Raw genomic sequence first — 24,619 nt, 5'->3', positions numbered from 1 at the left:
CCGGTGACGGCGGCGAGGGCGCGAAGTACTGGCTGAGCGTCTTCACGGATCTGAAGAACAGGGGCGTCGATGATGTCCTGATGCTGGTCTGCGACGGGCTGAAGGGCCTGCCCGAGGCCGTGGAGACGGTCTGGCCTCGAACGATTGTCCAGACCTGTGTCGTTCACCTGCTCAGGAACAGCTTCCGGCACGCGGCCCGTCAAGACTGGGACAAGATCGCCAAGGCGCTAAAGCCTGTCTACACGGCCCCGAACGAGGCCGCCGCGGCCGAGCGGTTCGGCGAGTTCCAGGAAGCCTGGGGCAAGAAGTACCCGGCGGTCACCCGGTTGTGGGAGAACGCCTGGGCCGAGTTCGTGCCCTTCCTCTCCTTCGACGTCGAGATCCGCAAGGTCATCTGCTCGACGAACGCGATCGAGTCCGTCAACGCCCGCATCCGCAAGGCCGTCCGTGCCCGCGGACACTTCCCCAACGAAGCCGCGGCCCTCAAGTGCGTCTACATGGCCCTGATGAGCCTGGACCCGACCGGCAAGGGCCGCAAGCGGTGGACCATGCGCTGGAAGGCACCCCTGAACGCCTTCCAGATCGCCTTCGAAGGCCGACTCACCCCGGCCGCCAACTGACCCCTACGCAAACTGGATCCGCCGTCTACTGGACACACCCGGCCCCGTCTGTCCGTTGCCCCGTGGCGGATGGGCGGGGTCTTCTCCAACGGTGACCGCTTCAGGCGTCACGCCCCGCTCACCCCCACCGCGTCACCGCAGTGCCGGATGATCCGCCACCACCGTGCACGAGCCCGGGGCGATCTCCGTGAAGCCCGCGTCGCGGACCGTGGGGAGGCCGCTGGTGGTCAGGGCGGGCCAGCGGGCGGGGTCGGCGGTGCGGACGGTGAGGGGGAAGCCGGTGGTGTGCCAGGCCGTGCGGGCCTCGTCGGGGAGTTGCCACCAGGCCAGTTGGGCGGCGTGGCCCGCCTGGGCCATGGCCTTGCCGGCCGACATGTCGAGGGCGGGGTTCAGCCAGAGGACGGGGGCCGCCGGGTCCGCCGGGGGCGCGGGGTCGGGGTCGTCGAGGTCGGTGCCGGAGACCTGGAGGCGGGCCAGGTCCTTGGGCCAGCCGTCCAGGGGGACGGGCGGGAAGACGCGGACCTCCGCCGACTCGCCGGTGACCGTGATCCCCGGGAGGGCCTCCGCGCGGCGCCACTCCGCGCCCCGTGCCCGGCGCACCACCTTGCGGATGCGGGCGTCCTGCCAGTCGCGCATCGCCCGCGCCCACTCGCCCTCGCCGGCCGAGCGCTCGTCGGTCAGCATCACCAGCACCGCGCGGGCCGCCGTCTCCAGGGCGTCCGTACGGGCCGGGGGCGCCGCCCGCTCGATGCGGACCACCAGGGGCAGGACGAACTGGGGTGCCGCGTCGCGGGCGCCCGGGTCGGGGCGGAAGGGGCTGTCGGCGGCAGGTGTCTGATCATTGCTCACGGGGTCAGTGTGCCAAGCCGCGCGGCGGTCCCGTCAGCCGGAGCAGGACGTGCGTTCGGCCTCCCGCCACTCGCAGACCGGGCACAGCGTGATGCCCTTGTACGACTCCGGGTGCTCCGTCGGCTCCTGGCACAGCACGCACGCCGCGTACGGTGGACCGTCGGCCTCGGGCGGCCGGGTGACGTCGATCAGGCAGTAGTCGTTGTCGGTGTCGGTCATGGCTCAAGGGTAGGACGCCCGCCCCGGCCGTTCGCCGCCGCGATCAGTTCGGAGACCTGCACGAAGCGGTAGCCCCGGCGGCGCAGCTCCGGGACGATTCTCCGTACGGCCCGTTCCGTCGTCGGGGCCGCGCTGCGGGTGCAGTGCAGGACGACCACCGAGCCGGGGCGTACGCCCTCCAGCACCTGCCGCGCCACCGCCTCCGCGTCCGTGGCGAACGCGTCGCCGCCGACCACGTCCCACTGCACGGCCGTCACGCCGGCCGGGGTCAGCGCCTTGAGCGCCGTACGGTCGTAACAGCCGCCGGGGAAGCGGAAGTACGGCTTCGGATCGGGTACGCCCACCTTCCGGAACGCCGCGTACGCCCGTTCCACGTCCGTCCGCATCCGGTCGGCGGAGACGGCCGGCAGGCCGTAGCAGTCACCGGTGAACGCGTAGTGGCTGTAGGAGTGGTTGGCGACCTCGAAGAGCGGGTCCCGGCCGATGGAGCGGGCCTGGTCCGGGTACTCCTCGGCCCAGCGGCCCGTCATGAACACCGTGGCCGGCACCTTCAGCGCGCGCAGGGTGGCGAGGAGCCGAGGGTGGTCGAAGTGCTCGCCCGCCGCCGCCCTCGGACCCTGGTCGGCGGTCATGTCGGCGTCGAAGGTGAGGGCGACCGTGCGGTCGCCGGTGCGCGGGCCGTTGCGGAAGACCGGGGTCAGGCCGGACGGGCCCGGGGCGAGCGTGGGAGGGGCCGAGGGCGCGGAGGGCGCGGGGCGGGGCACCTGCGGGGCGGGGCGGGTGGTGGCGCAGGCGGCGAGCGCGGTGGCCAGCACGCATACGGCGGCTGCTCGGCGTACGAGAGTGATCACCGTATGACAATATGAGCGGCGTGGTGGCATTCCTGCCGTTGTGCGGAGAAGCCCGCCCCCGCGTCACCCGGGTGGGCGCCCGCACCCCCGCCGCCTCAGATGTCGCGCTGCTCCAGCGGTCGCGTCGCCGGGCCCTGGACGACCTTGCCGTCGATGTCGAAGCGGGAGCCGTGGCAGGGGCACTCCCAGGCGCGTTCGGCGGCGTTGAAGTCCACCAGGCAGCCCAGGTGGGTGCAGCGGGCGGAGACGGCGTGCAGGGTGCCGTCGTCGTCGCGGTAGACCGCGAGCCGGCCGCCCTCGGCGCGGACCACGGCGCCCTCGCCCGGCGGCAGCGCCTCCGCCGGCGGTGCCGGACGCAGCCGGTCGCCGACGAAGTGCTTGGCCACCTGCGCCTGATGCTTGAGGAAGGACGGCGCCTCACGCACGGCGGAGGCCAGCCGGCGCGGGTCGTACAGCTCGCTCCACGCGCACTCCTCGCCGGTGATCTGTGCGGTGAGCAGCAGGCCCGCCATCATGCCGCCGCTCATGCCCCAGCCGCCGAAGCCGGTGGCGACGTAGGTGTGACGGGCGCCCGGATGCAGCGGGCCGACGAGCGGCACGGTGTCGGTGGGGTCGTTGTCCTGCGTGGCCCAGGAGTGGGTGAGCTCCACGTCGGGGAAGTGCGTGCGGGCCCACGCGGAGAGGCGGTCGAAGAGGGCGCGCGTGTCGCCCGTGCCCGGCGTGAAGTGCTCACCGGTGACCACCAGGAAGCGGCGGGTGCCGTCCTCGCCGTAGGGAGCCGTGCGCACCGAGCGGGTGTTCTCCTCCGGGGTGATGTACATCCCGCCCGGGTCCTGACCGGCCGGGAGCGGCCCGGCGACGACCAGTTCGCGGCGCGGGGAGAGGCGGGTGAACAGCAGTGCCCGGTCGAAGACCGGGTAGTGGGTGGCGACCACGACGTCCCGGGCCGTCACCGTCGCCCCGGCCGCCGTCGACAGACGGCACGGCGTGCCCTCCTCCAGCCCGAGGACGGTGGTGTCCTCGTGGACGCGCCCGCCGTGCGCGACGATGTCGTCCACGAGGGCCAGCAGGTACTTGCGGGGGTGGAACTGCACCTGGTCAGTCACCTCGACGGCGCCCGCCACCGGGAACGGCAGGCCGGTCTCCGTCACGAAGGAGGCCGGCAGCCCCGCCTCCCGCGCCGCCTCGGCCTCCGCGCGCAGCTCCTCCACCCGGTCCCCGTCACGGACGTAGGTGTACGAGCTGCGGCGCTCCCACTCGCAGTCGACGCCGAGCTCCTCCACGACCCGGGCGGTGTGCTCGATCGCCTCGGACTGGGAACGGGCGTACAGGCGCGCGCCCTCGGTGCCCCGGGTGCGGCGCAGCTTGTCGTAGACCAGCGTGTGCAGGGCGGTGACCTTGGCCGTGGTGTGCCCGGTCACGCCGGCCGCGACCCGCCCGGCCTCCAGCACCGCCACGCTCTTCCCGGCCCGTGCCAGCTCCCGGGCCGTGCACAGGCCGGCGATGCCCGCGCCGATCACGGCCACGTCGACATCGAGGTCCCCGGTCAGCGCGGGGTGCCGGCCGCCCGGTGCGGTCTGGAGCCAGTACGAGCCGCTGACCTGCTGGTTCTCCGTCATGCGAGGTCGAGTACCCCGGCGCGCCGAGTTCAGCCGGGGCGGAGGGCGAACCACCTTCCGCCCCGGCCGTGGCGTGGCTACCCGCGCCAGGGGCCCGTCACGGCGAAGGTCGTGCCGGGGTCGTAGCAGTTGACGTACATCGTGCGGCCGTCCGGGGAGAAGGTGACCCCGGCGAACTCGCCCCATTCCGGGTCCTCGGGCGTGTTCGTGTTCTGGCGGTTGCGCGCCATCGCGTAGACCTCGCCGCGCCGGGTGACGCCGTAGACGTGCTGGGCGCCGCCGCCGTCCTCGCACACCATCAGACCGCCGCTGGGTGCGAGGCAGATGTTGTCCGGTGACTCGCCCGGCAGCTGGATGTCCGTGTCCGGGCCGAAGACGATCACCAGGGTGAGGCGGCGCCGGTCCGGGTCGTAGCGCCAGATCTGACCGTAGTGGTCGGCCGCCGAACCCTCGGCGCTGCGGGCGAAGGACGAGACGAAGTAGACCGAGCGTCCGCCCCAGTAGCAGCCCTCCAGCTTCTGCGCGTGGGTGATGCCCCGCGGGCCGAAGTCCTGGTGGCGGATGGGTGTCCGGGCGGCCTGTGGGTCCGGTACGTCCACCCACTCGATGCCGTCGAAGCGGGCACCGATGTCCTGGATCGAGGACAGGTCGGGCACCCCGGGCACCCGCATGGCCTGGAGCCGGCCGCCCGCGCGCAGCGAACCGGTGCCGCCGAGCGGCTTTTGGGGCAGGAAGCGGTAGAAGAGACCGAAGGGCCGTTCGAAGGCGTCCTCGGTCTCGTAGACCACGCCACGCTTCGGGTCCACGGCGATCGCCTCGTGCTGGAAGCGGCCCATCGCGGTCAGCGGTACGGCGCCCGTGCGGCGCGGGTCGGCGCCGTCGACCTCGAAGATGTAGCCGTGGTCCTTGGTGTAGCCGTTGGTGCCGGCCCTGTCCTCGGTCTCCTCGCAGGTCAGCCAGGTGTCCCAGGGGGTCGGTCCGCCCGCGCAGTTCACGGCCGTACCGGCGATCGCCACCCGCTCGGACAGCACCCGGCCGTGGTGGTCCAGGGTCAGCGCCGTACAGCCGCCCTTGCCCTCCGGGTCGTAGGTCAGGCCGTCGACCACCGGGACCGGGACTCTTCCGGTGGCGCGGTTCTCGTGGTTGCGGACCAGGTGGACGCGGCCGTGGCGGCCGGCGAAGGCGGCCATGCCGTCGTGGTTGGAGGGGACCGGGCCCTCGCCGGAGCGCAACTGATCGCCCTCGCGGGAGAGCACCTTGTAGTGGAAGCCCTTCGGTAGGTCGAGCAGTCCGTCGGGGTCGGGGACCAGGGGGCCGTAGCCGCTGTGGCCGAGGTTCTGGGCGGCGGCGGTGCCGGTGAAGAGCTCGGAGAGGGCGCCGGTGAAGGCGATGCCGATGCCGAGGGCGCCGGAACGGGCGAGCATCTGACGTCGTGTCGCGGGGGAGCCGGTGGTGGACCCGGTTTCTGACATGGGGAAACCTTCCTGCTGGCGGACAGGAACTGTGACCCGGTCGTGTCTATCACCTGGCGCGGGTCACGGGAACCACGCGCGTAGCTCGTGTCACGGGCCGGGGGCGCGGCCGTCGGACTCCGGGCGGGGTTCCGTCGGGAGGTCCGGTGCGGGCTGCTGGGCCCGTTCCAGGAAGCGGAGGAGTTCGACGGGGAAGGGCAGGACGAGGGTGGAGTTCTTCTCGGCGGAGACGGCGACGATGGTCTGCAGCAGGCGGAGCTGGAGGGCGGAGGGGGTCTCCGACATCTGCTGGGCCGCCTCGGCGAGTTTCCTGGACGCCTGGAGTTCGGCGTCGGCGTTGATGACGCGGGCCCGGCGTTCGCGGTCGGCCTCGGCCTGGCGGGCCATGGACCGCTTCATGGTGTCGGGCAGGGAGACGTCCTTGATCTCGACGCGGTCGATCTGCACGCCCCAGCCGACGGCGGGGCTGTCGATCATCAGCTCCAGGCCCTGGTTCAGCTTCTCCCGGTTGGACAGCAGGTCGTCGAGGTCGCTCTTGCCGATGATCGACCGCAGCGAGGTCTGGGCCATCTGGGAGACGGCGAAGCGGTAGTCCTCGACGTTGATGACGGCCGCCGACGCGTCGACGACCTTGAAGTAGACGACCGCGTCGACCCGGACGGTGACGTTGTCCCGGGTGATGCCCTCCTGGGCGGGGATCGGCATCGTGACGATCTGGAGGTTGACCTTGTGGAGGCGGTCCACGCCGGGGACGACGAGGGTGAAGCCGGGTGGGCGCGCGGTGCCGTGCAGGCGGCCGAGGCGGAAGACGACGCCGCGTTCGTACTGTTTGACGACTCGGGCTGCCGCGATGACGTAGGCGGCGCCGGCGGCGCCCACGGTGACGGCTGCGGTGAGTAGCTCCTCGACCATGTCGACCTCCCGGTCAGAGGTCCGCTGTGCTTGCTTTCGTCCGCTGCTGCAACGATATGCCCGGTGTTAGGTGCGGGGCCATGCCGGGGTGGGTGACGGGGTGTGTTGCGCCCCCGCCGCCCTTTCCCGGCCCGTCCCCGGGGGCTCCGCCCCCGGACCCCCGTTCGCGCAGTTCCCCGCGCCCCTGGATGGAGCGGCGCTCACGCGGCGGAGCCGCATGTCGGCACAGTCCCGCGCCCCTGGATGGAGCGGCGCTCACGCGGCGGAGCCGCATGTCGGCACAGTCCCGCGCCTCTGAAGAGGCTCGGTTCCCTGCGCCCTCAGGGGGCAGTGACCGGCGTCTCCGTGAGTTTCACCGGGTTCGTGCCCGGTGTGCTGTGGCGTTCGGACCAGTTCTTCAGGGCCGTGTGGCAGGCGTGGTCGACGTGGTGGAGGCCGGTGAGGTCCAGTTCGACGGGGCGGTCCTGGGGGAGGGACTCCAGGGTGTCCAGGATCTTCGGGAGGCGCAGGAAGGTCGCGGTGCCCGACAGGCAGACCTGGAGGGGGCCCGCGCCCTTGTCCGTGACCTCCAGCTTCGTCTGCGAGGCCTCCCAGGCCGTCTTGGCGACCGACAGGGCCAGACCGATCAGCACGCCCTCGAACATGTTCACCACGACGATCGACACGGCGGTGACCACCAGGATCAGCGCCTCGCCCCGGTGGCCCCGCCACAGCGCGGCCACCCCGCGGAACGGGATCAGCCTCCATCCCGCGTGGACGAGGATGCCGGCCAGCGCGGGCAGCGGGATCAGCGCCAGCGCGGACGGCAGCAGCGCGGCGAACAGCAGCAGCCACACGCCGTGCAGCACCCGGGACGCCTTGGTCCTCGCGCCCGCCTGGACGTTGGCCGAGCTGCGCACGATGACCGCGGTCATCGGCAGCGCGCCCAGAGCCCCGCAGACCGCGTTGCCCGCGCCCTGCGCCATCAGCTCCTTGTTGTACCGGGTGCGTGGACCGTTGTGCAGCCGGTCCACCGCCGCCGCGCTGAACAGGCTCTCGGCGGAGGCGATCAGGGTGAAGGCGACGATCGTGCCGAGGACGCCGACACCCATCGAGCCCCATGCGTCCGCGCCGGGTGGCTGGACGGCGTCGAGCAGGCCCTGCACCTCGACCGTCGCGACGGGCACGCCGAACGCGAGGGTGACCGCCGTCGCCAGCAGGACCGCCGCGAGCGCGCCCGGTACGGCGCCGGCCGGGCCCGGCATCCGGCGCCACAGCACCATCACGGCGACGGTGCCCGCGCCGACCGCCAGCGAGGCGAGCGCCTCGGTGCTGCCGAGCGCGTCCACGGCGGCCCCGGGCAGCCCGAGGAGCTTGTCGACGCCGGATGCGGGCGCTGTCAGCCCGGCCGCCGCGTACAACTGGCCGGCGATGAGCACGAGACCGATGCCGGCCAGCATGCCCTCGACCACCGAGATCGATATCGCGCGGAACCAGCGCCCGAGCCGCAGTGCGCCCATGATCAGCTGGAGCAGCCCGGCGGCCAGCACGATCACGCCGAGCGCGGGCAGTCCGTAGGTGTCGACGGCCTCGAAGACCAGCACGGTCAGCCCGGCGGCCGGGCCGGACACCTGCAGGCTGCTGCCCGGCAGCAGACCGGTGACCAGCCCGCCCACGATGCCGGTGACCAGGCCGAGTTCGGCCGGGACACCGGAGGCGACGGCGACGCCCACGCACAGCGGGAGCGCGACGAGGAACACGACGAGCGAGGCGGCGAAGTCCTGCCGCAGGTGAGGGAACCTGGACACGGCCGTGCTCACAGCGTCTCGAAGGCGTCGGTGCCCGCGCGGTGTTCGCGCACGGCTCCGGTGTGCACCTCGTAGTACCAGCCGCGCAGCCGGAGCCGGCCCGAGGCCAGCCGTTGCTGGACGCATGGGTACGAGCGCAGCCGCAGCAACTGTGCCAGGACGTGGTGCTGGACGGCCTCCGCGCAGGCGGGGTCCGCCGCGTCGGCCGACGCCGGCTCGTCGGCGGCGTGCGCCAGCCAGTCGCGCACGGCGGGCACGGCATCCAGGTCGTCGCCGCGTACCAGCGCGCCGATGGCTCCGCAGTGGGAGTGGCCGCAGACCACGATGTCCGTGACTCCGAGGACCCCCACCGCGTACTCGACGGTGGCCGCCTCGGCGGTGGGGCGCCCGGGGGCGTACGGCGGGACGATGTTGCCCGCGGTGCGCAGCTCGAAGAGCTCGCCGGGCCGGGCGCCCGTGATCAGGGCCGGTACGACCCTGGAGTCGGAGCAGGTGATGAACAGGACGTCGGGGGATTGTCCCTCGGCGAGGCGGGCGAACTCCTCAGGGCGCTGTCCGAACGTGCGGGCGTTGTCGATGAGGGGCTGCATCTGGTGATACCTCCTGGCGCGCGTGGGGGCGCGTCGGACGGGCATGACGAAGGTCGGACTTCGCTGACCCATGGCCCTTGCCTCACGGAACGTATGCGCGGATGCGAAGGGCGAGGGAAACGCGAAGAAGTGAAGCGCAGGTAAAGCGACGGCAGGGGGCCGGGGTGTGGCCGCGGTCGCCGGACCTTGGGGCATGCGTGCTTCGCAAGGCGGTTCGCACCTCTTCCGCACACCAACGCTTGGTCAATGGTTGGTCAAGAAGCACGTTAACCCTGCAAAGTCGTTTGCAGGGTTAACTCGATGTTTCGTGGCGAAGAGAGCCTGAAAAGAAAGGGTGTGTTGGCGCGAACCCGCCCTTGATCAGCGACAATCCGATCGGGTATCGGACACGCGGTTCACCGGGACCCGGTGAGCCGTCCCGCGTCGCGGGCCAGCGCGGTGAGCCGCGAGATCGCCCGGAAGTACTTCTTGCGGTAGCCGCCCTTCAGCATCTCCTCGCTGAACAGCTGGTCGAACGGCAGCCCCGAGGCGAGTACGGGTACCTCACGGTCGTAGAGCCGGTCCGCGAGGACGACGAGCCTGAGCGCGGTCGACTGGTCCGGCACCGGACGCACACCGGTGAGGCACACCGCGCGGAGTCCGTCGGTCAGGGCGCCGTAGCGGCTGGGATGGACCCGCGCGAGATGCTCCAGCAGGTCGGGGAAGGCGTCGAGCGAGGCGCCCTCGGTGGCGTGCGCCGTCCGCGTCACCAGCTCGTCGGAGTACGGCGCCGGCGCCTCGGGCAGACCCCGGTGGCGGTAGTCCTCGCCGTCGATGCGCAGGGCGCGGAAGTGGGCCGACAGACCCTGGATCTCACGCAGGAAGTCCACCGACGCGAACCGGCCCTCGCCGAGCTTGTCCGGCAGCGTGTTCGAGGTGGCGGCGAGCGCCACGCCGGCCTCGACCAGCTTCCCGAGCAGGGTGGAGACGAGCACGGTGTCGCCCGGATCGTCCAGCTCGAACTCGTCGATGCACAGCAGGCGGTGCCCGGAGAGGGTTCTCACGGTCTGCTGGAAGCCGAGGGCGCCGACCAGGTTGGTCAGCTCCACGAAGGTGCCGAACGCCTTGAGGGAGGGATCGGCCGGGGTGGCGTGCCACAGGGAGGCCAGCAGGTGGGTCTTGCCGACGCCGTAGCCGCCGTCGAGGTAGACGCCGCGCGGCCCGGCCTGGGCCTTCTTCGGCGCCCTGCCGAAGCCGAACAGCCTGCGCCGGCCCGGGTCGCCGGCCGCCGTCCCGTCGAGGCCGGCCGCGAAACCCTCCAGGACGCGCACGGCCTCGGTCTGGCTCGGCCGGTCCGGGTCCGGGAGGTAGGTGTCGAAGCGGACCGAGTCGAACCGCGGCGGCGGCACCATCTCGGCGACGAGCCGGTCCGCGGGCACGTGCGGCTCACGGGCGCACAGGGACAGCGGGGCCACGTCGGCTATCGGACCGGGACGGGGGGCGGGGGAGGAGGACGACACGGTTCACCATGCTACGGGCCGTGGAAGACTGCCCGGCATGCGACGCCTGTTCCCCGTGACCGACGTGACCGACGTGACCGACGAAACAGCGGCTCGCGAGTGGAGCCTCGCCGAACTTGCCGCCGCGTACGCCTACCCCGAGCCGGGGCCGGAGGGGCGGGAGCCGTGGCTGCGGGCCAACATGGTGTCCACCCTCGACGGGGCTGCCCAGCACGAGGGCCGCTCGGGGCCCATCTCCTGCGCGACCGACATGCGGATCTTCGGCACGCTGCGGGCGCTCGCCGACGTCGTGGTCGTCGGCGCGCAGACGGTACGGCAGGAGGGCTACCGTCCGTCGCGCGCGCGTGCGGAGTTCGCGGCCGCGCGGGAGGCGTCCGGACAGGGGCCCGCGCCCGTGATCGCGGTGGTGACGGCCGGTCTGGACCTGGACTTCTCGCTGCCGCTGTTCACCTCCCCCCTGGTGCCCACGCTGCTGCTGACCGGTGCCGGGGCCGCCCCGGACCGCGTGGCCGCCGCCGAGAAGGCGGGCGCCCGGGTGGTCACCGCAGGGGAGGGGGGAGCGGTGGACCCCGCGCGGGCGGTGCGGGCCCTCGCGGACCTCGGGCACACCCGGCTGCTGACCGAGGGCGGGCCGCGGCTGCTGGGCCAACTGGTGGCGGCCGGGGTGCTGGACGAGCTCTGTCTGACCGTCTCGCCGATGCTCACCGCCGGTGACGCGCAGCGCATCGCCGGTGGACCGTCCGTAACACTTCCGCGGCGTTTCACGCTGAAGTCGATGTTGGAGGAGGACGGTTTCCTGTTCACGCGGTACCAGCGGTCCTGACGTCCGTGGGAGCGCCCGATGGTGGCCGCTTGTCAGGTGATCGGCGGAACGCATCCGTCCGGCCGGTGCGGGAAGGGGCAACACTGAATCCGGCAGTACCCGTGCGAACACGGGGCAGGATGGTTTCCGCAGGGCCTGGCTCGGCCTACGGAGCAGAGAGGGGCCCTAGGGTCCTCGAACGAGAAGGGGCGCCTGGTGTTCACAAGCGTACTGATGATCGAGAAGGCCCTGACGTCCGCCGACGTGGAGTTCGTCACCACTTTGCACGGCGACGAGCAGGTCTCCTTCCACGTGTTGCTCCAGCCGCGCGGCGAACAGGCCGACCGGCTGCTGAGAGCCATCGACGACGTCGCGCTCGGCGAGCTCGACGAGGCCGTCCGCGAGGGCGAGACCCCCGAGGGCGACGAGGCCAAGGGCATGGGCGAGCGGGCCCTGGCGGTCTCCCTGCAGGCCCTGCGCGCCACCGGCGACACGGCGGACGGCCGCCTCATCGGGAACCACCCGCTGGACGCGCTGAAGGCCATGGTGGAGGAGGTCGGGGCGGACGAGGTGATCGTGCTGACCGACCCGCACTACGTGGAGGAGTTCTTCCACCGCGACTGGGCCTCCCGGGCCCGGCACAAGGTCGGGGTGCCGGTGCTGAAACTCTTCTCGCACAGCAAGGCATAGGCTGGGGCGGCGCTCTCCCGGCTCTCCCGCGAGGGCGCGAAGACCGCCGTCCCGCTCGTCGCACCACTGGGAGAACACGCATGGCACCCGGCCTTCCTACCGCCATGGACCGACCGCACTTCATCGGCATCGGCGGCGCCGGAATGTCGGGCATCGCCAAGATCCTCGCCCAGCGTGGCGCGAAGGTGGCCGGCAGCGACGCCAAGGACTCCCCGACCGCCGACGCCCTGCGTGCCCTCGGCGTCACCGTGCACATCGGCCACGCCGCCGGCCACCTCGCCGACGACGCCAGCTGCGTGGTCGTCTCCTCCGCGATCCGCGAGGACAACCCCGAGCTGGTCCGGGCGGCCGAGCTGGGCGTCCCGGTGGTGCACCGCTCCGACGCCCTCGCCGCCCTGATGGACGGACTGCGGCCGATCGCGGTGGCCGGCACCCATGGCAAGACCACCACCACCTCCATGCTGGCCGTCTCCCTCACCGAACTGGGCCGCGAGCCGTCGTACGCGATCGGCGGCGACCTGGACGCCCCCGGCTCCAACGCGCTGCACGGCGAGGGCGAGATCTTCGTCGCCGAGGCCGACGAGTCCGACCGCAGCTTCCACACGTACGCCCCCGAGGTCGCGATCATCCTCAACGTGGAGCTGGACCACCACGCCAACTACGCGTCCATGGAGGAGATCCACGAGTCCTTCGGGACGTTCGTCGGCCGGATCGTGCCCGGCGGCACCCTGGTGATCTCCGCCGACCACGAGGGCGCCCGCGAGCTGACCCGGCGGCTGGACGGCTCGGTGCGGACCGTGACGTACGGGGAGTCGGCGGACGCCGATGTGCGGGTGCTGTCGGTCGTCCCGCAGGGGCTGAAGAGCGAGGTGACCGTCGAGCTCGACGGCGCCCCGCTCACCTTCACCGTGTCGGTCCCCGGCCGGCACTACGCGCACAACGCGGTGGCCGCGCTCGCCGCCGGCGCCGCGCTCGGCATCCCGGCCGCCGAGCTGGCACCCGCGCTGGCCGCGTACACCGGGGTGAAGCGGCGCCTCCAGCTCAAGGGCGAGGCCGCCGGCGTGCAGGTCGTCGACTCCTACGCGCACCACCCCACCGAGATGACCGCCGACCTGGAGGCGATGCGCGCCGCCGTCGGGGACGCCCGCATCCTCGTGGTCTTCCAGCCGCACCTGTTCTCCCGCACCCGCGAGCTGGGCAAGGAGATGGGCCGGTCCCTGTCCCTGGCCGACGCCTCGGTGGTGCTGGACGTCTACCCGGCCCGCGAGGACCCGATCCCCGGTGTCACCAGCGAGCTGATCATCGAGGCCGCCCGGGTGGCCGGCGCGGACGTCACCGCCGTCCACGACAAGGCGGAGATCCCCGAGGTGGTCGCGGGAATGGCGAGGCCCGGTGATCTCGTTCTCACCATGGGAGCGGGCGACGTCACCGACCTCGGCCCGCGGATCCTGGACCGTCTGTCGAAGTAAGGGGCTGGAAGCTCATGCCGTACGACGTGGAGAAGCCGGACGAGGAGTGGCGCGCGGAACTGTCCCCGTCCGAGTACGCCGTTCTGCGCCAGGCGGCGACGGAACCCGCCTTCACCGGCGAGTACACCGACACCAGCACCACCGGCGTCTACTCGTGTCGCGCCTGTGGCGCCGAGCTGTTCACCTCGACCACCAAGTTCGAGTCGCACTGCGGCTGGCCGTCCTTCTACGACCCGAAGGACACCGACGCCGTGGAGCTGATCGAGGACCGGTCGCACGGAATGGTGCGCACCGAGGTCCGCTGCGCCCGCTGCGGCTCCCACCTCGGGCACGTGTTCGAGGGTGAGGGGTATGCGACGCCCACGGACCAGCGGTACTGCATCAACAGCATCTCGCTGACGCTGCAGCCCACGGAGGGCTGATCCGTACCCGCCCGCCGCTCACCAGCCGGTGAGCAGCAGGTGGTTGAGGAGCAGCGCGAGGACGGCCTGTGCGGCGAGCCAGGCGCGCGGGCCGGGCAGCAGGGCGGCGGCGGGGAGCAGCCAGAACGCGAAGGGCAGCCAGATGCGTTCCGTCTCCGCCTTGCTCATCCCCGACAGGTCGGCGATCAGCAGCGCGAGGAGGGCGGACGCCACGAGCACCGCCAGGCGGGCGGCGGTGCCCCGGTCCTTGACGAGTACGCCCCCGCCCCTGCGCAGCCCGGCCACCGTCGCCGGGCCGGTGATCAGCACCGTGCACGCGAGGTTGGCCCACACCCAGTACCCGTACGGGCGCACCCCGCCCGCCCCCTGGCGGTAGCGGGTGACCAGCAGCCGGTACGCCTCCCACCAGTCGAAGCCCAGCGCGGTGAACACCACCGGTACGACCAGGAACCCGGCGGTCACGTACGGCAGCGTCCGCAGCCGCCGCGTCCCCAGCAGCAGGACGGCCGCGCCGGTCACCGCGAACAGCGTCAGCCCGTACGACAGATACACGGTGAGCCCGAACAGCAGTCCGGAGCCGAAGCCGGTCCACGCCGGGCGGTGTCCGGTCACGGCGAGGGCGAGCAGGGCGACGGCCCAGGCGGCGACCGCCGTGAAGTATCCGTCGGCCGAGGTGCCCACCCACACCGCCGCCGGGGCCAGGACCAGGAAGGGCGCCGCGCGGCGGGCGAGCGGCTCGTCGGCGAGCCGGCGTACGGCGATCAGGATCGCGACCGCCGCCGTGGTGCCGACGGTGATGACGAAGGCGCCCGCCCACCCCCCGCCGCCCAGCCCGATCCGGTCGAGGAGGACGAAGGTGAGCGTGGCGCCCGGCGGGTGACCGGCGACATGGGCGGGCCAGTTGTCGGGGCTGTCGAGCAGGATGTGCGCGTCGAAGTCCCGCAGGGCGGCGGGGACGTCCCGGAAGCGGCCGACGGCCCGCAGATACTCGTGGGTGGTGGTCAACTGCCCGGCCACACCCCGGTACCAGCCGTCGACGAGGGCGAGCGACCAGGTCCAGGCCAGGGACACCGCCCACGTCGTGAGCAGCAGACGCCGCCAGGACAGCCGGGCGGCCAGGGAGGGCCCGTACGCCACCACGGCGGCGGCGACGACCAGCGCGGCCGGAGTGCCCGGACCGGCGTGCGGCGCCCAGTCGGCCAGCAGCGGCGGCCGGCCGACCCGGAGCGTGCCGTGGCGGTCCTGGATCCGGGCACCGATCAGCACGGCGGCCAGGACGAGCAGTGCGGCGGCCGTGACCGCCGAGAGGTCACGGGCGACAGCACGGGGAAGATCGCGGTTCACGCCGCCACGCTAGGCCGGGGGAGCGGCGGCGGACGGCTGACAAGGGCGGACGTCAGCGTTTCGTCATCGCTTCCGCACCCTTTCACGGGGTGGTGCGGACCTACGGTCGGCACATGCCTCGGTCCTTCCTCCCCACCCGCCTCGCGCGAGGCCCGTTCGCACCGGACTTCTGGCGCAGCCCGCTGCGCGGCCCCTGGTTCACCTCGGTGCTCGGGGTGGTCCTCCTCGCCGGCGTCACGATCCTGTTCGTGACGGGACTGCTGTCGTACGCCGCGTACAACCCGGACCTCGCGCCGGTGAACGACAAGACTCCCGACAAGGGCGTCCTCGGCTTCTACCTCTTCTCCTGGCCCACCGACCCGCCGTGGCTGTACCGGCTCACCCAGGGCGTCCACGTCACGCTCGGTCTCGTGCTCGTCCCGGTGCTGCTGGCCAAGTTGTGGTCGGTGGTGCCCAGGCTGTTCACCCTGCCGCCCGCCCGCTCGCTCACCCACGCCCTGGAGCGGATCTCGCTGCTGCTCCTGGTCGGCGGCGCGCTGTTCGAGTTCACCACCGGCATCCTCAACATCCAGCTCGACTACGTCTTCCCCGGCTCCTTCTACCCCCTGCACTTCTACGGCGCCTGGGTGTTCTTCGGCGCGTTCCTCGCCCACGCGGTGCTGAAAACACCGGTGGCGCTCCGCAATCTGCGGAGGATGCGGGAGGGGGACGAGGAGCGGGCGGACGAGGGAGCCGGGGAGCGGGGCGAGGAAGAGGCCGACGAGCTGGCCGCCACCCATCCCGACCCGCCGACCGTCTCACGGCGTGGAGCGCTCGGGCTGGTCGGCGGCGGCTCGCTGCTGCTCCTCGTCACCTCCGGCGGGCGCAGCTTCGACGGACCGCTGCGCGAGATCGCCGTCCTCACCCCGCACGGCGGCCCCGAACCCGGCACCGGACCGGCGGGCTTCCAGATCAACAAGACGGCCGCGTACGCGGGGATCCGCGCCGCCGAGACGAGCGAGGAGGCGTGGCGGCTGGTCGTCACCGGGCCCACCGGCACCGTACGGCTCAGCAGGGCCGACCTGCTCGGCATGCCGCTGCACAGCGCCGACCTGCCCATCGCCTGCGTGGAGGGCTGGTCCACCTCCGACCAGTGGTGGCGGGGCGTACGGCTGCGGGACCTCGCGGCACTCGTCGGCCACGACGACCCGGTCGACGTGTTCGTGGAGTCACTGCAACGCCGGGGCGCCTTCCGGCGCGGTGCGCTGCGCGCCAACCAGGTCGCAGACCCGCGCTCCCTGCTCGCGCTGTCCGTCAACGGCGAGGAACTGACCCCCGACCACGGCCACCCGGCCCGGATCATCGTCCCCGCCGCGCCCGGCGTGCTCCACACCAAGTGGGTCGCCCGGCTGACCTTCGGTGAACTGTGAGGCGACCTGTGAAGCTGTTCGTGTTGCTCGGTTCGTTCGTCCTCTGCGCGTACGCGGGGGTGCGGTTGCTCGACGGTGACTGGGTCGTGGTCGCGCTGTGGTTCGTGGGGGCGGCGGTGATCCATGATCTGGTGCTGTTGCCGCTGTACGCGGCGGCCGACCGGGTGCTGGTGAAGGGTGCGGGGCGGCGGAGGGGGTGGGTCAACTGCGTGCGGGTGCCGGCCGCGCTGTCCGGGCTGCTGCTGTTGGTGTGGTTCCCGCTGATCAGCGGGCGGGTGTCGGAGCGCTACGCCAGCGTCGCGGGACTGTCCGCGGACGGGTACGTGGTGCGGTGGCTGATCGTCACGGCTGTGCTGTTCGGGGGGTCGGCGGTGGTGTTCGCGGTGCGGGGCGGGAGGAGGCGTCCGTCGGCTGACGACGCCTGACCTGTGTGTTGTCGCCCCCGCCGCCCCTTCCCTTCCCGTCCCTGGGGGCTGCGCCCCCAGATCCCCCTTTCGGCCCTGAACGGGCCTCGTCCTCGAACTTCCCCAGAGGGGGTACCTCCGGACGGGCCGACCTCCAGCCCCTCCGGCGTTTGAGGAGCGGGGGGTCCGGGGGCGGCGCCCCGGGTCGGGTCGGGAAGGGGCGGCGGGGGCGAAAAAACCCGTCCCTACTTCGCCCGGAGCGCCACGAAGCAGCGCCCGCCCGCCGACCACTCGTCCTCCGCCCGCCAGCCCGCCCCCTCCGCGTACCGCACCAGCGCCGGAGTCCCGAGGCGGGCCCAGGGGAAGGGAGCGCCGGGTGCGCGGCGGGCGTCGGTGACCTGGACCAGGGCGCGTTCGTCGACGTCCGGGTACGGCACCGTCTCGACGAGCAGCAGCCCGCCCCCCACGAGGACCCGGGCCAGCCGGTCGAGCAGGGCGCCCGGATCACCGCCGATGCCGAGGTTGCCGTCCATGAGCAGGGCGGTGCCCCAGCGGCCGGTGCCGGGCAGCGGGTCGAAGACGGAACGGAGCAGCGCCTGCCCGCCGCGCCCGACGGTGTGCGCGACCGCGGCCTCGCTGACGTCGATGCCGAGCGCACGGTGCCCCCGGGCGCCCAGGGCCGCGACCAGTCGTCCCGGCCCGCAGCCCACGTCCAGCACCGCGCCCTCGCGGCGCCGCAGCACCTCCAGGTCCGCCGCGTCGGCCGCCGCGCACCAGCGCTCCACGTCCAGGGGCAGCAGCCATCCGTCGGCGCGGCGCAGGAACAGCGGCCCCCGGCCGGCGCGCAGGGCGTCGGCGTAGGGATCGGCGGACCAGGCGTGCTCGGCGGCGGGGGCCGTCCGCTGGTGTCCCACGCGCGCCGCCGCCCGCACCCCGCTCACCGGTGGGCCGCCGTCAGCCGGGCCAGCCGTGCGGCGAACCTGCCGCCGGGCGCCTCACCGGCGACCAGCGTGGCGTCGTACGCCGTGTCCACGTCCCGCAGCTGCGGCAGTTCCCGCACCCGCAGATGCGCGAGCCGCCGCCGTTGCGCGGCTCCCGTCCCCGGGGTCGACATGGGGACCCCGCGCAGCAGCCGGGGATCGGGCTCGGCCAGGCCCAGTGCCCAGAAGCCGCCGTCCTCGGCGGGGCCGAAGTACGCGTCGCAGTCGGCGAAGTCCACGGTGAGCAGCTCCGGGGTCACCTGGGGTGTGTCCATGCCGATGAGGAGGGCGGGTCCGTCGCACCCGGCGAACGCGGCGGCCAGCCGCTCGTCGAGCCCGCCCGCGCCCTGCGGTACGACCTCGACACCGGCCGGCAGCCAGCGCCCCGGCGCCCCGTCCAGCACCAGCACCCGGCGCCGCGCGGGCGTACGCGCCACGACGTCCAGGGTGTCCGCGAGCGCGGCCTCGGCGAGCCCCGCCGCCTCCTCGGGGGTGAACGGCGGGGTCAGCCGGGTCTTCACCCGGCCCGGCCGGGGCTCCTTGGCGATGACGAGCAGCGTCACGGAGGGCGTGGAGGTCACGAGGCCACCCCTTCCCGCACCGGCGCCTCCTGGAGTACGCGGCTCATGTCCCGTACCGCCTGGAAGGTGCCGCGCCAGGTGCCGGTCACCTTGGAGGCGCCGGTGCGCGGCGCGTACGGGACGTCGTGCTCGGTGACGCGCCAGCCGGCGTCGGCGGCGCGCACCACCATCTGCAGCGGATAGCCGCTGCGCCGGTCGGTCAGGTCCAGGGCGAGCAGCTCCTCGCGCCGGGCGGCCCGCAGCGGGCCGAGGTCGCGCAGCCGCAGTCCGGTACGGCGGCGCAGCAGCCGGGACAGTGCGAGGTTGCCCGCGCGGGCGTGCACCGGCCAGGCGCCGCGCGCCCGCGGGCGGCGCCGGCCCAGCACCAGGTCGGCCCCGCCGCTTCGGATCTCGCGGACGAACGGCACCAGGTCCGCCGGGTCCAGCGAGGCGTCGCAGTCGCAGAAGCAGACGATGTCGGCCGTGGCGGCGGTCAGTCCGGCGTGGCAGGCGGCGCCGAAGCCGCGCCGCTCCTCGCGCACGACGGTCGCGCCGAGCTCGCGGGCGATGCGGTCGGAGCCGTCCGTGGAGCCGTTGTCCACGACGAGGGCGCGCCAGCCGGGCGGGACGCGTTCCAGTACCCACGGCAGCGCCGCGGCCTCGTCGAGACAGGGGAGGACGACGTCCACGGACGGCGGGCCCGGCTGTGGGGCGGGGGAGGAGGTGGTCACGGCTCTCACCCTACGAACACGAAAAGGGCATACCGGGCATCGTCTCCTTACGGAACACGGACGTCGCCGACCTGGCCGCACCGCTCGCGCGCGCGTGGTGCGAGGCTGGCCGCATGGAGCAGCGACCACCGAACGCCGAGGCCGGAGCCCGGGTCCTCGTCGTCGACGACGACCCCACCGTCGCCGAGATCGTCACGGGCTACCTCGACCGCGCCGGATACGTCGTCGACCGGGCCGGCGACGGCCCCGACGCGCTCGCCCGCGCGGCGGCCCACTGGCCGGACCTCGTCGTCCTCGACCTGATGCTGCCCGGCATGGACGGCCTGGAGGTGTGCCGCAGGATGCGCGGGCAGGGGCCCGTGCCGGTCATCATGCTCACCGCGCGGGGCGACGAGGACGACCGCATCCTCGGCCTGGAGGTCGGCGCCGACGACTACGTCACCAAGCCGTTCAGCCCGCGCGAACTCGTCCTGCGCGTGGAGTCCGTACTGCGCCGCACCCGCCCCGCACCGGCCGCCGCGTCCGGCCTGCTGCGGGCCGCCGGTCTCGCCGTCGACCCCGCCGCCCGCCGGGCCACCAAACACGGGAACGAACTCGCCCTCACCATCCGCGAGTTCGACCTCCTCACCTTCTTCCTGCGGCACCCCGGCCGGGCCTTCGCGCGCGAGGAGCTGATGCGGGAGGTGTGGGGCTGGGACTTCGGTGACCTGTCCACCGTGACCGTCCACGTGCGGCGGCTGCGCGGCAAGGTCGAGGACGATCCCGCGCGGCCCCGGATCGTCCAGACCGTGTGGGGCGTCGGTTACCGCTTCGATCCCGCCGCCGGTGCCGGGGAGGAGTGAGCGATGCGGGACATGCTGCTCATCGCCCTGTTCGCCTTCCTCGGCGCCGCCGCGGCCGGTGTGCTCGGCGCGTGCGTGCTGCTGCTGATCCGGCGGTGGTCGCTCACCGCGCATCTCGCGGTGGTCGCCGGGGTCGCGGTCGCGGCGATGCTCGCGGGCACCCTGGCCGTCGCCCGGGCGATGTTCCTGTCGGCGCACGACCTGAGCGTGGTGACGACGGTCGTCGCCATGGCCGCCGTGGTCTCCACGGTCACCGCGCTGCTGCTGGGCCGCTGGGTCGTCGCCCGCAGCCGCGAACTGGCGCTCGCCGCCCGCTCCTTCGGCGACGGCGGCGACTTCGCCGCACCCGAGCGCCCGTCCACCGCCGAACTCGCCGCGCTCAGCCGCGAGCTGGCGGCCACCAGCGTCAGACTGGCCGAGTCGCGGGACCGCGAACGCGCCCTGGAGTCCTCCCGCCGGGAACTCGTCGCCTGGATCTCCCACGACCTGCGCACCCCGCTCGCCGGACTGCGCGCGATGGCCGAGGCGCTGGAGGACGGCGTCGCCGCCGAACCCGACCGCTACCTCAGGCAGATCCGCACCGAGGTGGAGCGGCTCAACGACATGGTCGGCGACCTCTTCGAGCTCTCCCGCATCCACGCCGGCGCGCTGACCCTCTCGCTCTCCCGGATCTCCCTGTACGACCTGATCGGCGACGCCCTCGCCGGCGCGGACCCGCTCGCCCACGAGCACGGCGTACGGCTCGTCGGGGAGCGGGTGGAGCCGGTGCCGGTGGAGGTGGACGGGCGGGAGATGAGCCGCGTGCTGGGCAATCTGCTGGTCAACGCGATCCGCCGGACCCCGGCCGACGGCACGGTCGCCGTCGCCGCGCGGCGCTCGGACGAGGGCGTGGTGCTGTCCGTGACGGACGGCTGCGGCGGCATCCCCGAGGAGGACCTGCCCCGCGTCTTCGACACCGGCTGGCGCGGCACCCATGCCCGCACCCCACCGGCCGGCGCGGGCCTCGGCCTCGCCATCGTCCGCGGCATCGTCGAGGCCCACCGGGGCAGCACCACCGTCCGCAACGTCACCGGCGGCTGCCGCTTCGAGGTGACGCTCCCGGCGACGGAGAGCTGACCCGGCCGTCCCGCAGTCCCGCCGACGCGAACTCCCGCATGCCCTCCTCGAAGCCGACCTCCGGCTTCCAGCCCAGTTCGGCGCGGAGCCGGGACGAGTCCGCCGTGATGTGGCGGACGTCGCCCAGGCGGTACTCGCCGGTGACGACCGGATCCGGACCGCCGTACGCGGCAGCCAGGGCACCGGCCATCTCGCCGACCGTGTGGGGGGTGCCGCTGCCGGTGTTGTACGCGGTGAGCGCCCCGGCGGCCGGGTCCGCGGTCAGCGCGGCGACGTTCGCCGCCGCCACGTCCCGTACGTGCACGAAGTCCCGGCGCTGACGGCCGTCCTCGAAGACCCGCGGGGCCTCGCCGCGCGCCAGCGCCGAGCGGAAGAAGGAGGCGACGCCCGCGTACGGGGTGTCGCGGGGCATACCGGGGCCGTAGACGTTGTGGTAGCGCAGCGACACCGCCGAACCGCCCGTCGACCGGGCCCAGGCGGCGGCCAGGTGTTCCTGGGCCAGCTTGGTCGTGGCGTACACGTTGCGCGGGTCGACCGGGGCGTCCTCGCCGACCGGGCCCGGTGCGAGGTCCGCCCCGCACACCGGGCAGGCGGGTTCGAAGCGCCCGGCCGCCAGGTCGGTGACGGTCCGTGGTCCCGGACGCGCCACCCCGTGCCGGGCGCAGGCGTAGCGGCCCTCGCCGTACACCACCATCGACCCGGCCAGCACCAGCCGGCCCACGCCCGCCTCCGCCATCGCGGCCAGCAGCACCGCCGTACCCAGGTCGTTGCGGGAGACGTACTCGGGCGCGTCGGCGAACGAGGTGCCGAGGCCGACCATCGCCGCCTGGTGGCAGACGGCGTCCGCACCGGACAGGGCCGCGCGCACCGCGCCGGGGGAGCGCACGTCCGCCGTCGGATCGGTGCGCACGTCGAACACGACGGGCTCGTGCCCGCGCGCCTCCAGCGCCTCGACGACCTGGGACCCGATGAACCCGGCACCGCCGGTGACCAGTACACGCATGCGTCCACGCTAGGCGCGGATCCTGCCGGACAGCGGGGCCGCGCCCGGCATGTCACCGCTCCGTAAGACCGTCGCCCCGCCGGGCACCGGCCCGGTGAGACCGGTGAGCGCGGCCCGCCCGGACGCCTGCCGATGGGTGGTTTCGGCCGCGAACGCCGGGATGCTTCCCGCCGGAAGCCGGAAGCCGGAAGCCGGAAGCCGGAAGCCGCGTTCGCCGCGGGGCTCTCGTCAGGAGCCGTGAGCCCGCCCCTCACTGACCGGGCCGTCGGATACCGCCGTCCAGCGGCAGCCGTACGGTGAAGACCGTCGCCCCCGGCGCGCTGCTCAGCTCGATGTCGCCGCCGTGCGCCCGCACCAGCGACCGGGCGACCGCGAGGCCCAGCCCGCTGCCGCCCCGGTCCCGGCTGCGGGCCTTGTCGACCCGGTAGAAGCGGTCGAAGACCCGCTCCCGGTCCTCCGCAGGGACACCGGGGCCCGCGTCGGCGATCCGCACCAGCGCCGATTCACCGGCGCCGGAGACCGCCACGGACACCCGGGTACCGGCCGGGGTGTGCACGGCGGCGTTGGTGAGCAGGTTGTCCAGAACCTGCCGTACGCGCTGCGGATCGAGCCGCAGGACCAGCGGGCCGGCACCGGCCGTCACCGCCAGCGGATGCCCCGGACGGCCCGCCCGGAACGCGTCGGCGGCCTGCTGGACCAGCTCCACCAGGTCCGTGTCCGCCGTCCGCAGCGGCGCCTCCACCTCCGCCGCGTCCAGCCGGGCGAGCAGCAGCAGATCGTCGAGGAGCACGCCCATCCGGGCGGCCTCCGCCCGTAGCCGGGCCAGATGCCGCTCGCGTTCGGCGGGCTCGTTGGCGGCGGCGTACTGGAACAGGTCCGCGTAGCCGCGCACCGACATCAGCGGGGTGCGCAGCTCGTGCGAGGCGTCCGCGACGAACCGGCGCAGCCTCAGCTCGGCCTCCGCGCGCACCGCGAGGGAGTCGTCGATGTGCTCCAGCATCGTGTTGAACGCGGTGCGCAGCTCCGCCACCTCCAGGCCCCCGTCCCGCCCGTCCGCGCGCAGCGGCAGCCGCGCCGCGGACTCGGTCAGATCGTGCGAGGCGATGCCGTGCGCGGTGTGCGCCATGTCGCTCAGCGGTTTCAGCCCGCGCCGCAGCATCCGCCGCCCGAACACCACCAGGGCCAGCAGCGCCAGCGCGAACACCACGACCTGCACGGTGACCAGCTGCCCGACGGTCTCCTCGATGTCCTCCACGGGCGCGGCGCTCACCAGCACCACCCCCGGCTCGACCTCGCAGCCGCGCAGCCGGTACGTGCCCTCCCCGTGGATGCGCGCGGTGCGCGTCAGCTCGGTGTCGGAGTGCGCCATCGCCCGCGCGAGGTCGGCCAGCGCGCGGGTGTCCTCGGGCACGTCGGAGGGCCTGCGCAGGGTGACCGCGTCGTCGGAGACGTCGTACACCGCCGTGTACCAGCCGTAGTACGGCTTCCGCCTCACCGTGCCGTGCGCCGCCGCGTCCTTGGCCTGCACGGCCTGGATCAGCTTCAGCTGGTCACCCAGCTGCCGCTCCAGATAGTCGTGCATGTACGTGGTGAGGGCGGTGCCGACGACCGCGAACACCGCCAGTGACAGCACCCCGAGGCCCAGCGCCAGCCGGGTGCCCAGGCGCATCCGCCGGTAGGTGTCCCGCAGCCGCCGGACGGACGCCGTCACCCGGCGGCCTGCCGGATCACGTACCCGAAGCCCCGCACCGTCCGGATCAGCGGCTCACCGGTGTCGTCCAGCTTGCGCCGCAGCCGGCTCACCACCAGCTCCACCACATTGGAGCGGCCCCCGAAGCCGTACTCCCACACGTGGTCCAGGATCTGCGCCTTGGTCAGCACGGTCGGCGACCGGCGCATCAGATAGCGCAGCACCTCGTACTCGGTCGGCGTCAGCGACAGCAGCCGCTCACCGCGCCGCACCTCGCGGGTGTCCTCGTCCATCGTCAGGTCCGCCACCCGCAGCACCGACCGCTGGAAGCCGGGCCCCGTGCTGCGCCGCAGCACCGTCCGCAGCCGGGCCATCAGCTCCTCCACGGCGAACGGCTTGACCAGGTAGTCGTCCCCGCCCCGGGTCAGCCCCGCCACCCGGTCGGCGACCCCGTCCCGCGCGGTGAGGAACACCACCGGCACCATCGTCCCGGAGCGCCGCAACCGGTCCAGGACGCCGAAACCGTCGACGTCCGGCAGCATCAGGTCCAGCACCACGATGTCCGGGCGGAACTCGGCGGCACGGCGCAGCGCCTCCTCACCCGAGTTGGCGGTGACCGCCTCCCAGCCCTCGTAGCGGGCGACCGTCGCCACCAGGTCGGCTATCGGCGGATCGTCGTCCACGACGAGGAGTCGTACTTTTTCCACCCGCCCATACTGCGGCACACCGCCTCCGGCGC

The 24,619-nt window shown here is 73.4% G+C and carries 25 protein-coding genes; 9 read left to right on the top strand and 16 right to left on the bottom strand.

The annotated features are described in order from the left end of the window. Nucleotides 1-620: IS256 family transposase (locus ACH4VX_RS25815; RefSeq protein WP_398370457.1), on the top strand; the 620-nt coding region annotated here is incomplete at its 5' end. 132 nt (nucleotides 621-752) lie between these two features. On the opposite strand, the gene ACH4VX_RS25810 is transcribed toward ACH4VX_RS25815, so the two are convergent. The 9 genes from ACH4VX_RS25810 to zapE form a co-directional block, all read right to left on the bottom strand. Next, on the bottom strand, nucleotides 753-1,469 hold the full coding sequence (locus ACH4VX_RS25810) for a peptidyl-tRNA hydrolase (RefSeq protein ID WP_398370456.1): 717 nt from the start codon (nucleotides 1,467-1,469) through the stop codon (nucleotides 753-755). A 33-nt stretch (nucleotides 1,470-1,502) separates the two neighbouring features. Continuing rightward, complete coding sequence (locus ACH4VX_RS25805) at nucleotides 1,503-1,688, bottom strand: hypothetical protein (protein ID WP_398370455.1); 186 nt, start codon at nucleotides 1,686-1,688, stop codon at nucleotides 1,503-1,505. Beyond that, nucleotides 1,685-2,539, bottom strand: a complete 855-nt coding sequence (locus ACH4VX_RS25800; RefSeq protein ID WP_398370453.1) for a polysaccharide deacetylase family protein — start codon at nucleotides 2,537-2,539, stop codon at nucleotides 1,685-1,687. The genes ACH4VX_RS25805 and ACH4VX_RS25800 overlap by 4 nt, the downstream gene beginning before the upstream one ends. Before the next feature lie 95 nt (nucleotides 2,540-2,634). Then, nucleotides 2,635-4,158: an FAD-dependent oxidoreductase gene (locus ACH4VX_RS25795; RefSeq protein ID WP_398370451.1), complete on the bottom strand. Its 1,524-nt coding sequence runs from the start codon at nucleotides 4,156-4,158 to the stop codon at nucleotides 2,635-2,637. A 77-nt stretch (nucleotides 4,159-4,235) separates the two neighbouring features. After that, a complete protein-coding gene (locus ACH4VX_RS25790) occupies nucleotides 4,236-5,630 on the bottom strand; it encodes a PhoX family protein (RefSeq protein WP_398370450.1) in 1,395 nt (464 codons plus the stop codon). 90 nt (nucleotides 5,631-5,720) lie between these two features. After that, a complete protein-coding gene (locus tag ACH4VX_RS25785) occupies nucleotides 5,721-6,542 on the bottom strand; it encodes a slipin family protein (protein WP_398370448.1) in 822 nt (273 codons plus the stop codon). Between the two features lie 320 nt (nucleotides 6,543-6,862). Further along, complete coding sequence (locus tag ACH4VX_RS25780; protein ID WP_398370446.1) at nucleotides 6,863-8,329, bottom strand: SulP family inorganic anion transporter; 1,467 nt, start codon at nucleotides 8,327-8,329, stop codon at nucleotides 6,863-6,865. A gap of 8 nt (nucleotides 8,330-8,337) precedes the next feature. Then, complete coding sequence (locus ACH4VX_RS25775) at nucleotides 8,338-8,919, bottom strand: carbonic anhydrase (protein ID WP_398370445.1); 582 nt, start codon at nucleotides 8,917-8,919, stop codon at nucleotides 8,338-8,340. Nucleotides 8,920-9,314: 395 nt separating this feature from the next. Continuing rightward, complete coding sequence (zapE, locus tag ACH4VX_RS25770; protein WP_398370444.1) at nucleotides 9,315-10,418, bottom strand: cell division protein ZapE; 1,104 nt, start codon at nucleotides 10,416-10,418, stop codon at nucleotides 9,315-9,317. Between the two features lie 37 nt (nucleotides 10,419-10,455). Between zapE and ACH4VX_RS25765 the strand changes: the two genes are divergently transcribed. The 4 genes from ACH4VX_RS25765 to msrB all read left to right on the top strand — a co-directional run bounded on the left by ACH4VX_RS25765 (nucleotide 10,456) and on the right by msrB (nucleotide 13,801). Further along, a complete protein-coding gene (locus ACH4VX_RS25765) occupies nucleotides 10,456-11,241 on the top strand; it encodes a pyrimidine reductase family protein (protein WP_398370442.1) in 786 nt (261 codons plus the stop codon). 195 nt (nucleotides 11,242-11,436) lie between these two features. Then, on the top strand, nucleotides 11,437-11,910 hold the full coding sequence (locus tag ACH4VX_RS25760) for an indole-3-glycerol phosphate synthase (protein WP_398370440.1): 474 nt from the start codon (nucleotides 11,437-11,439) through the stop codon (nucleotides 11,908-11,910). An 80-nt stretch (nucleotides 11,911-11,990) separates the two neighbouring features. Next, a complete protein-coding gene (gene murC, locus ACH4VX_RS25755; protein WP_398370438.1) occupies nucleotides 11,991-13,379 on the top strand; it encodes a UDP-N-acetylmuramate--L-alanine ligase in 1,389 nt (462 codons plus the stop codon). Between the two features lie 14 nt (nucleotides 13,380-13,393). Further along, on the top strand, nucleotides 13,394-13,801 hold the full coding sequence (gene msrB, locus ACH4VX_RS25750; protein WP_398370437.1) for a peptide-methionine (R)-S-oxide reductase MsrB: 408 nt from the start codon (nucleotides 13,394-13,396) through the stop codon (nucleotides 13,799-13,801). Between the two features lie 18 nt (nucleotides 13,802-13,819). Here the strand turns inward: msrB and ACH4VX_RS25745 are convergent, their stop codons facing one another. Beyond that, a complete protein-coding gene (locus tag ACH4VX_RS25745; RefSeq protein WP_398370435.1) occupies nucleotides 13,820-15,145 on the bottom strand; it encodes a hypothetical protein in 1,326 nt (441 codons plus the stop codon). 113 nt (nucleotides 15,146-15,258) lie between these two features. On the opposite strand from ACH4VX_RS25745, the gene ACH4VX_RS25740 reads away from it, so the two are divergent. Both ACH4VX_RS25740 and ACH4VX_RS25735 read left to right on the top strand, forming a co-directional pair. Continuing rightward, entirely contained in the window at nucleotides 15,259-16,554 is a 1,296-nt protein-coding gene (locus ACH4VX_RS25740) for a molybdopterin-dependent oxidoreductase (protein ID WP_398370433.1), read from the top strand. Further along, nucleotides 16,551-16,979: a hypothetical protein gene (locus ACH4VX_RS25735; RefSeq protein ID WP_398370431.1), complete on the top strand. Its 429-nt coding sequence runs from the start codon at nucleotides 16,551-16,553 to the stop codon at nucleotides 16,977-16,979. Before ACH4VX_RS25740 ends, ACH4VX_RS25735 begins: the two co-directional genes overlap by 4 nt. Nucleotides 16,980-17,203: 224 nt before the next feature. On the opposite strand, the gene ACH4VX_RS25730 is transcribed toward ACH4VX_RS25735, so the two are convergent. The 3 genes from ACH4VX_RS25730 to ACH4VX_RS25720 are packed head-to-tail and all read right to left on the bottom strand — an operon-like array spanning nucleotide 17,204 to nucleotide 19,238. Then, on the bottom strand, nucleotides 17,204-17,890 hold the full coding sequence (locus ACH4VX_RS25730; RefSeq protein ID WP_398370473.1) for a class I SAM-dependent methyltransferase: 687 nt from the start codon (nucleotides 17,888-17,890) through the stop codon (nucleotides 17,204-17,206). 5 nt (nucleotides 17,891-17,895) lie between these two features. Further along, nucleotides 17,896-18,519, bottom strand: a complete 624-nt coding sequence (locus ACH4VX_RS25725; RefSeq protein WP_398370429.1) for a DUF2064 domain-containing protein — start codon at nucleotides 18,517-18,519, stop codon at nucleotides 17,896-17,898. After that, the gene (locus tag ACH4VX_RS25720; protein ID WP_398370428.1) at nucleotides 18,516-19,238 is read right to left on the bottom strand and encodes a glycosyltransferase family 2 protein; all 723 of its coding nucleotides are present in this window, start codon (nucleotides 19,236-19,238) and stop codon (nucleotides 18,516-18,518) included. The genes ACH4VX_RS25725 and ACH4VX_RS25720 overlap by 4 nt, the downstream gene beginning before the upstream one ends. A 104-nt stretch (nucleotides 19,239-19,342) precedes the next feature. Between ACH4VX_RS25720 and ACH4VX_RS25715 the strand changes: the two genes are divergently transcribed. After that, a complete protein-coding gene (locus tag ACH4VX_RS25715; protein WP_398370427.1) occupies nucleotides 19,343-20,071 on the top strand; it encodes a response regulator transcription factor in 729 nt (242 codons plus the stop codon). A 3-nt stretch (nucleotides 20,072-20,074) separates the two neighbouring features. Beyond that, nucleotides 20,075-21,187 carry a sensor histidine kinase gene (locus tag ACH4VX_RS25710; RefSeq protein ID WP_398370425.1) on the top strand — a complete coding sequence of 371 codons (1,113 nt, stop codon included), beginning with the start codon at nucleotides 20,075-20,077 and terminating at the stop codon, nucleotides 21,185-21,187. On the opposite strand, the gene ACH4VX_RS25705 is transcribed toward ACH4VX_RS25710, so the two are convergent. From ACH4VX_RS25705 to ACH4VX_RS25695, 3 genes are all read right to left on the bottom strand, one after another. Further along, nucleotides 21,138-22,190: an NAD-dependent epimerase/dehydratase family protein gene (locus tag ACH4VX_RS25705; RefSeq protein WP_398370423.1), complete on the bottom strand. Its 1,053-nt coding sequence runs from the start codon at nucleotides 22,188-22,190 to the stop codon at nucleotides 21,138-21,140. The genes ACH4VX_RS25710 and ACH4VX_RS25705 overlap by 50 nt on opposite strands. Before the next feature lie 250 nt (nucleotides 22,191-22,440). Further along, nucleotides 22,441-23,859: a sensor histidine kinase gene (locus ACH4VX_RS25700; protein ID WP_398370471.1), complete on the bottom strand. Its 1,419-nt coding sequence runs from the start codon at nucleotides 23,857-23,859 to the stop codon at nucleotides 22,441-22,443. Between the two features lie 38 nt (nucleotides 23,860-23,897). Beyond that, nucleotides 23,898-24,587: a response regulator transcription factor gene (locus tag ACH4VX_RS25695; RefSeq protein ID WP_398370421.1), complete on the bottom strand. Its 690-nt coding sequence runs from the start codon at nucleotides 24,585-24,587 to the stop codon at nucleotides 23,898-23,900. Nucleotides 24,588-24,619 lie beyond the last annotated feature (32 nt).

The sequence above is a fragment of the Streptomyces sp. NPDC020731 genome, assembly GCF_044334705.1.
Taxonomy (GTDB): Bacteria; Actinomycetota; Actinomycetes; order Streptomycetales; family Streptomycetaceae; genus Streptomyces.
Note: the sequence above shows the minus strand (reverse complement) of the source record. Positions and strands in the feature narration are given on the sequence as shown.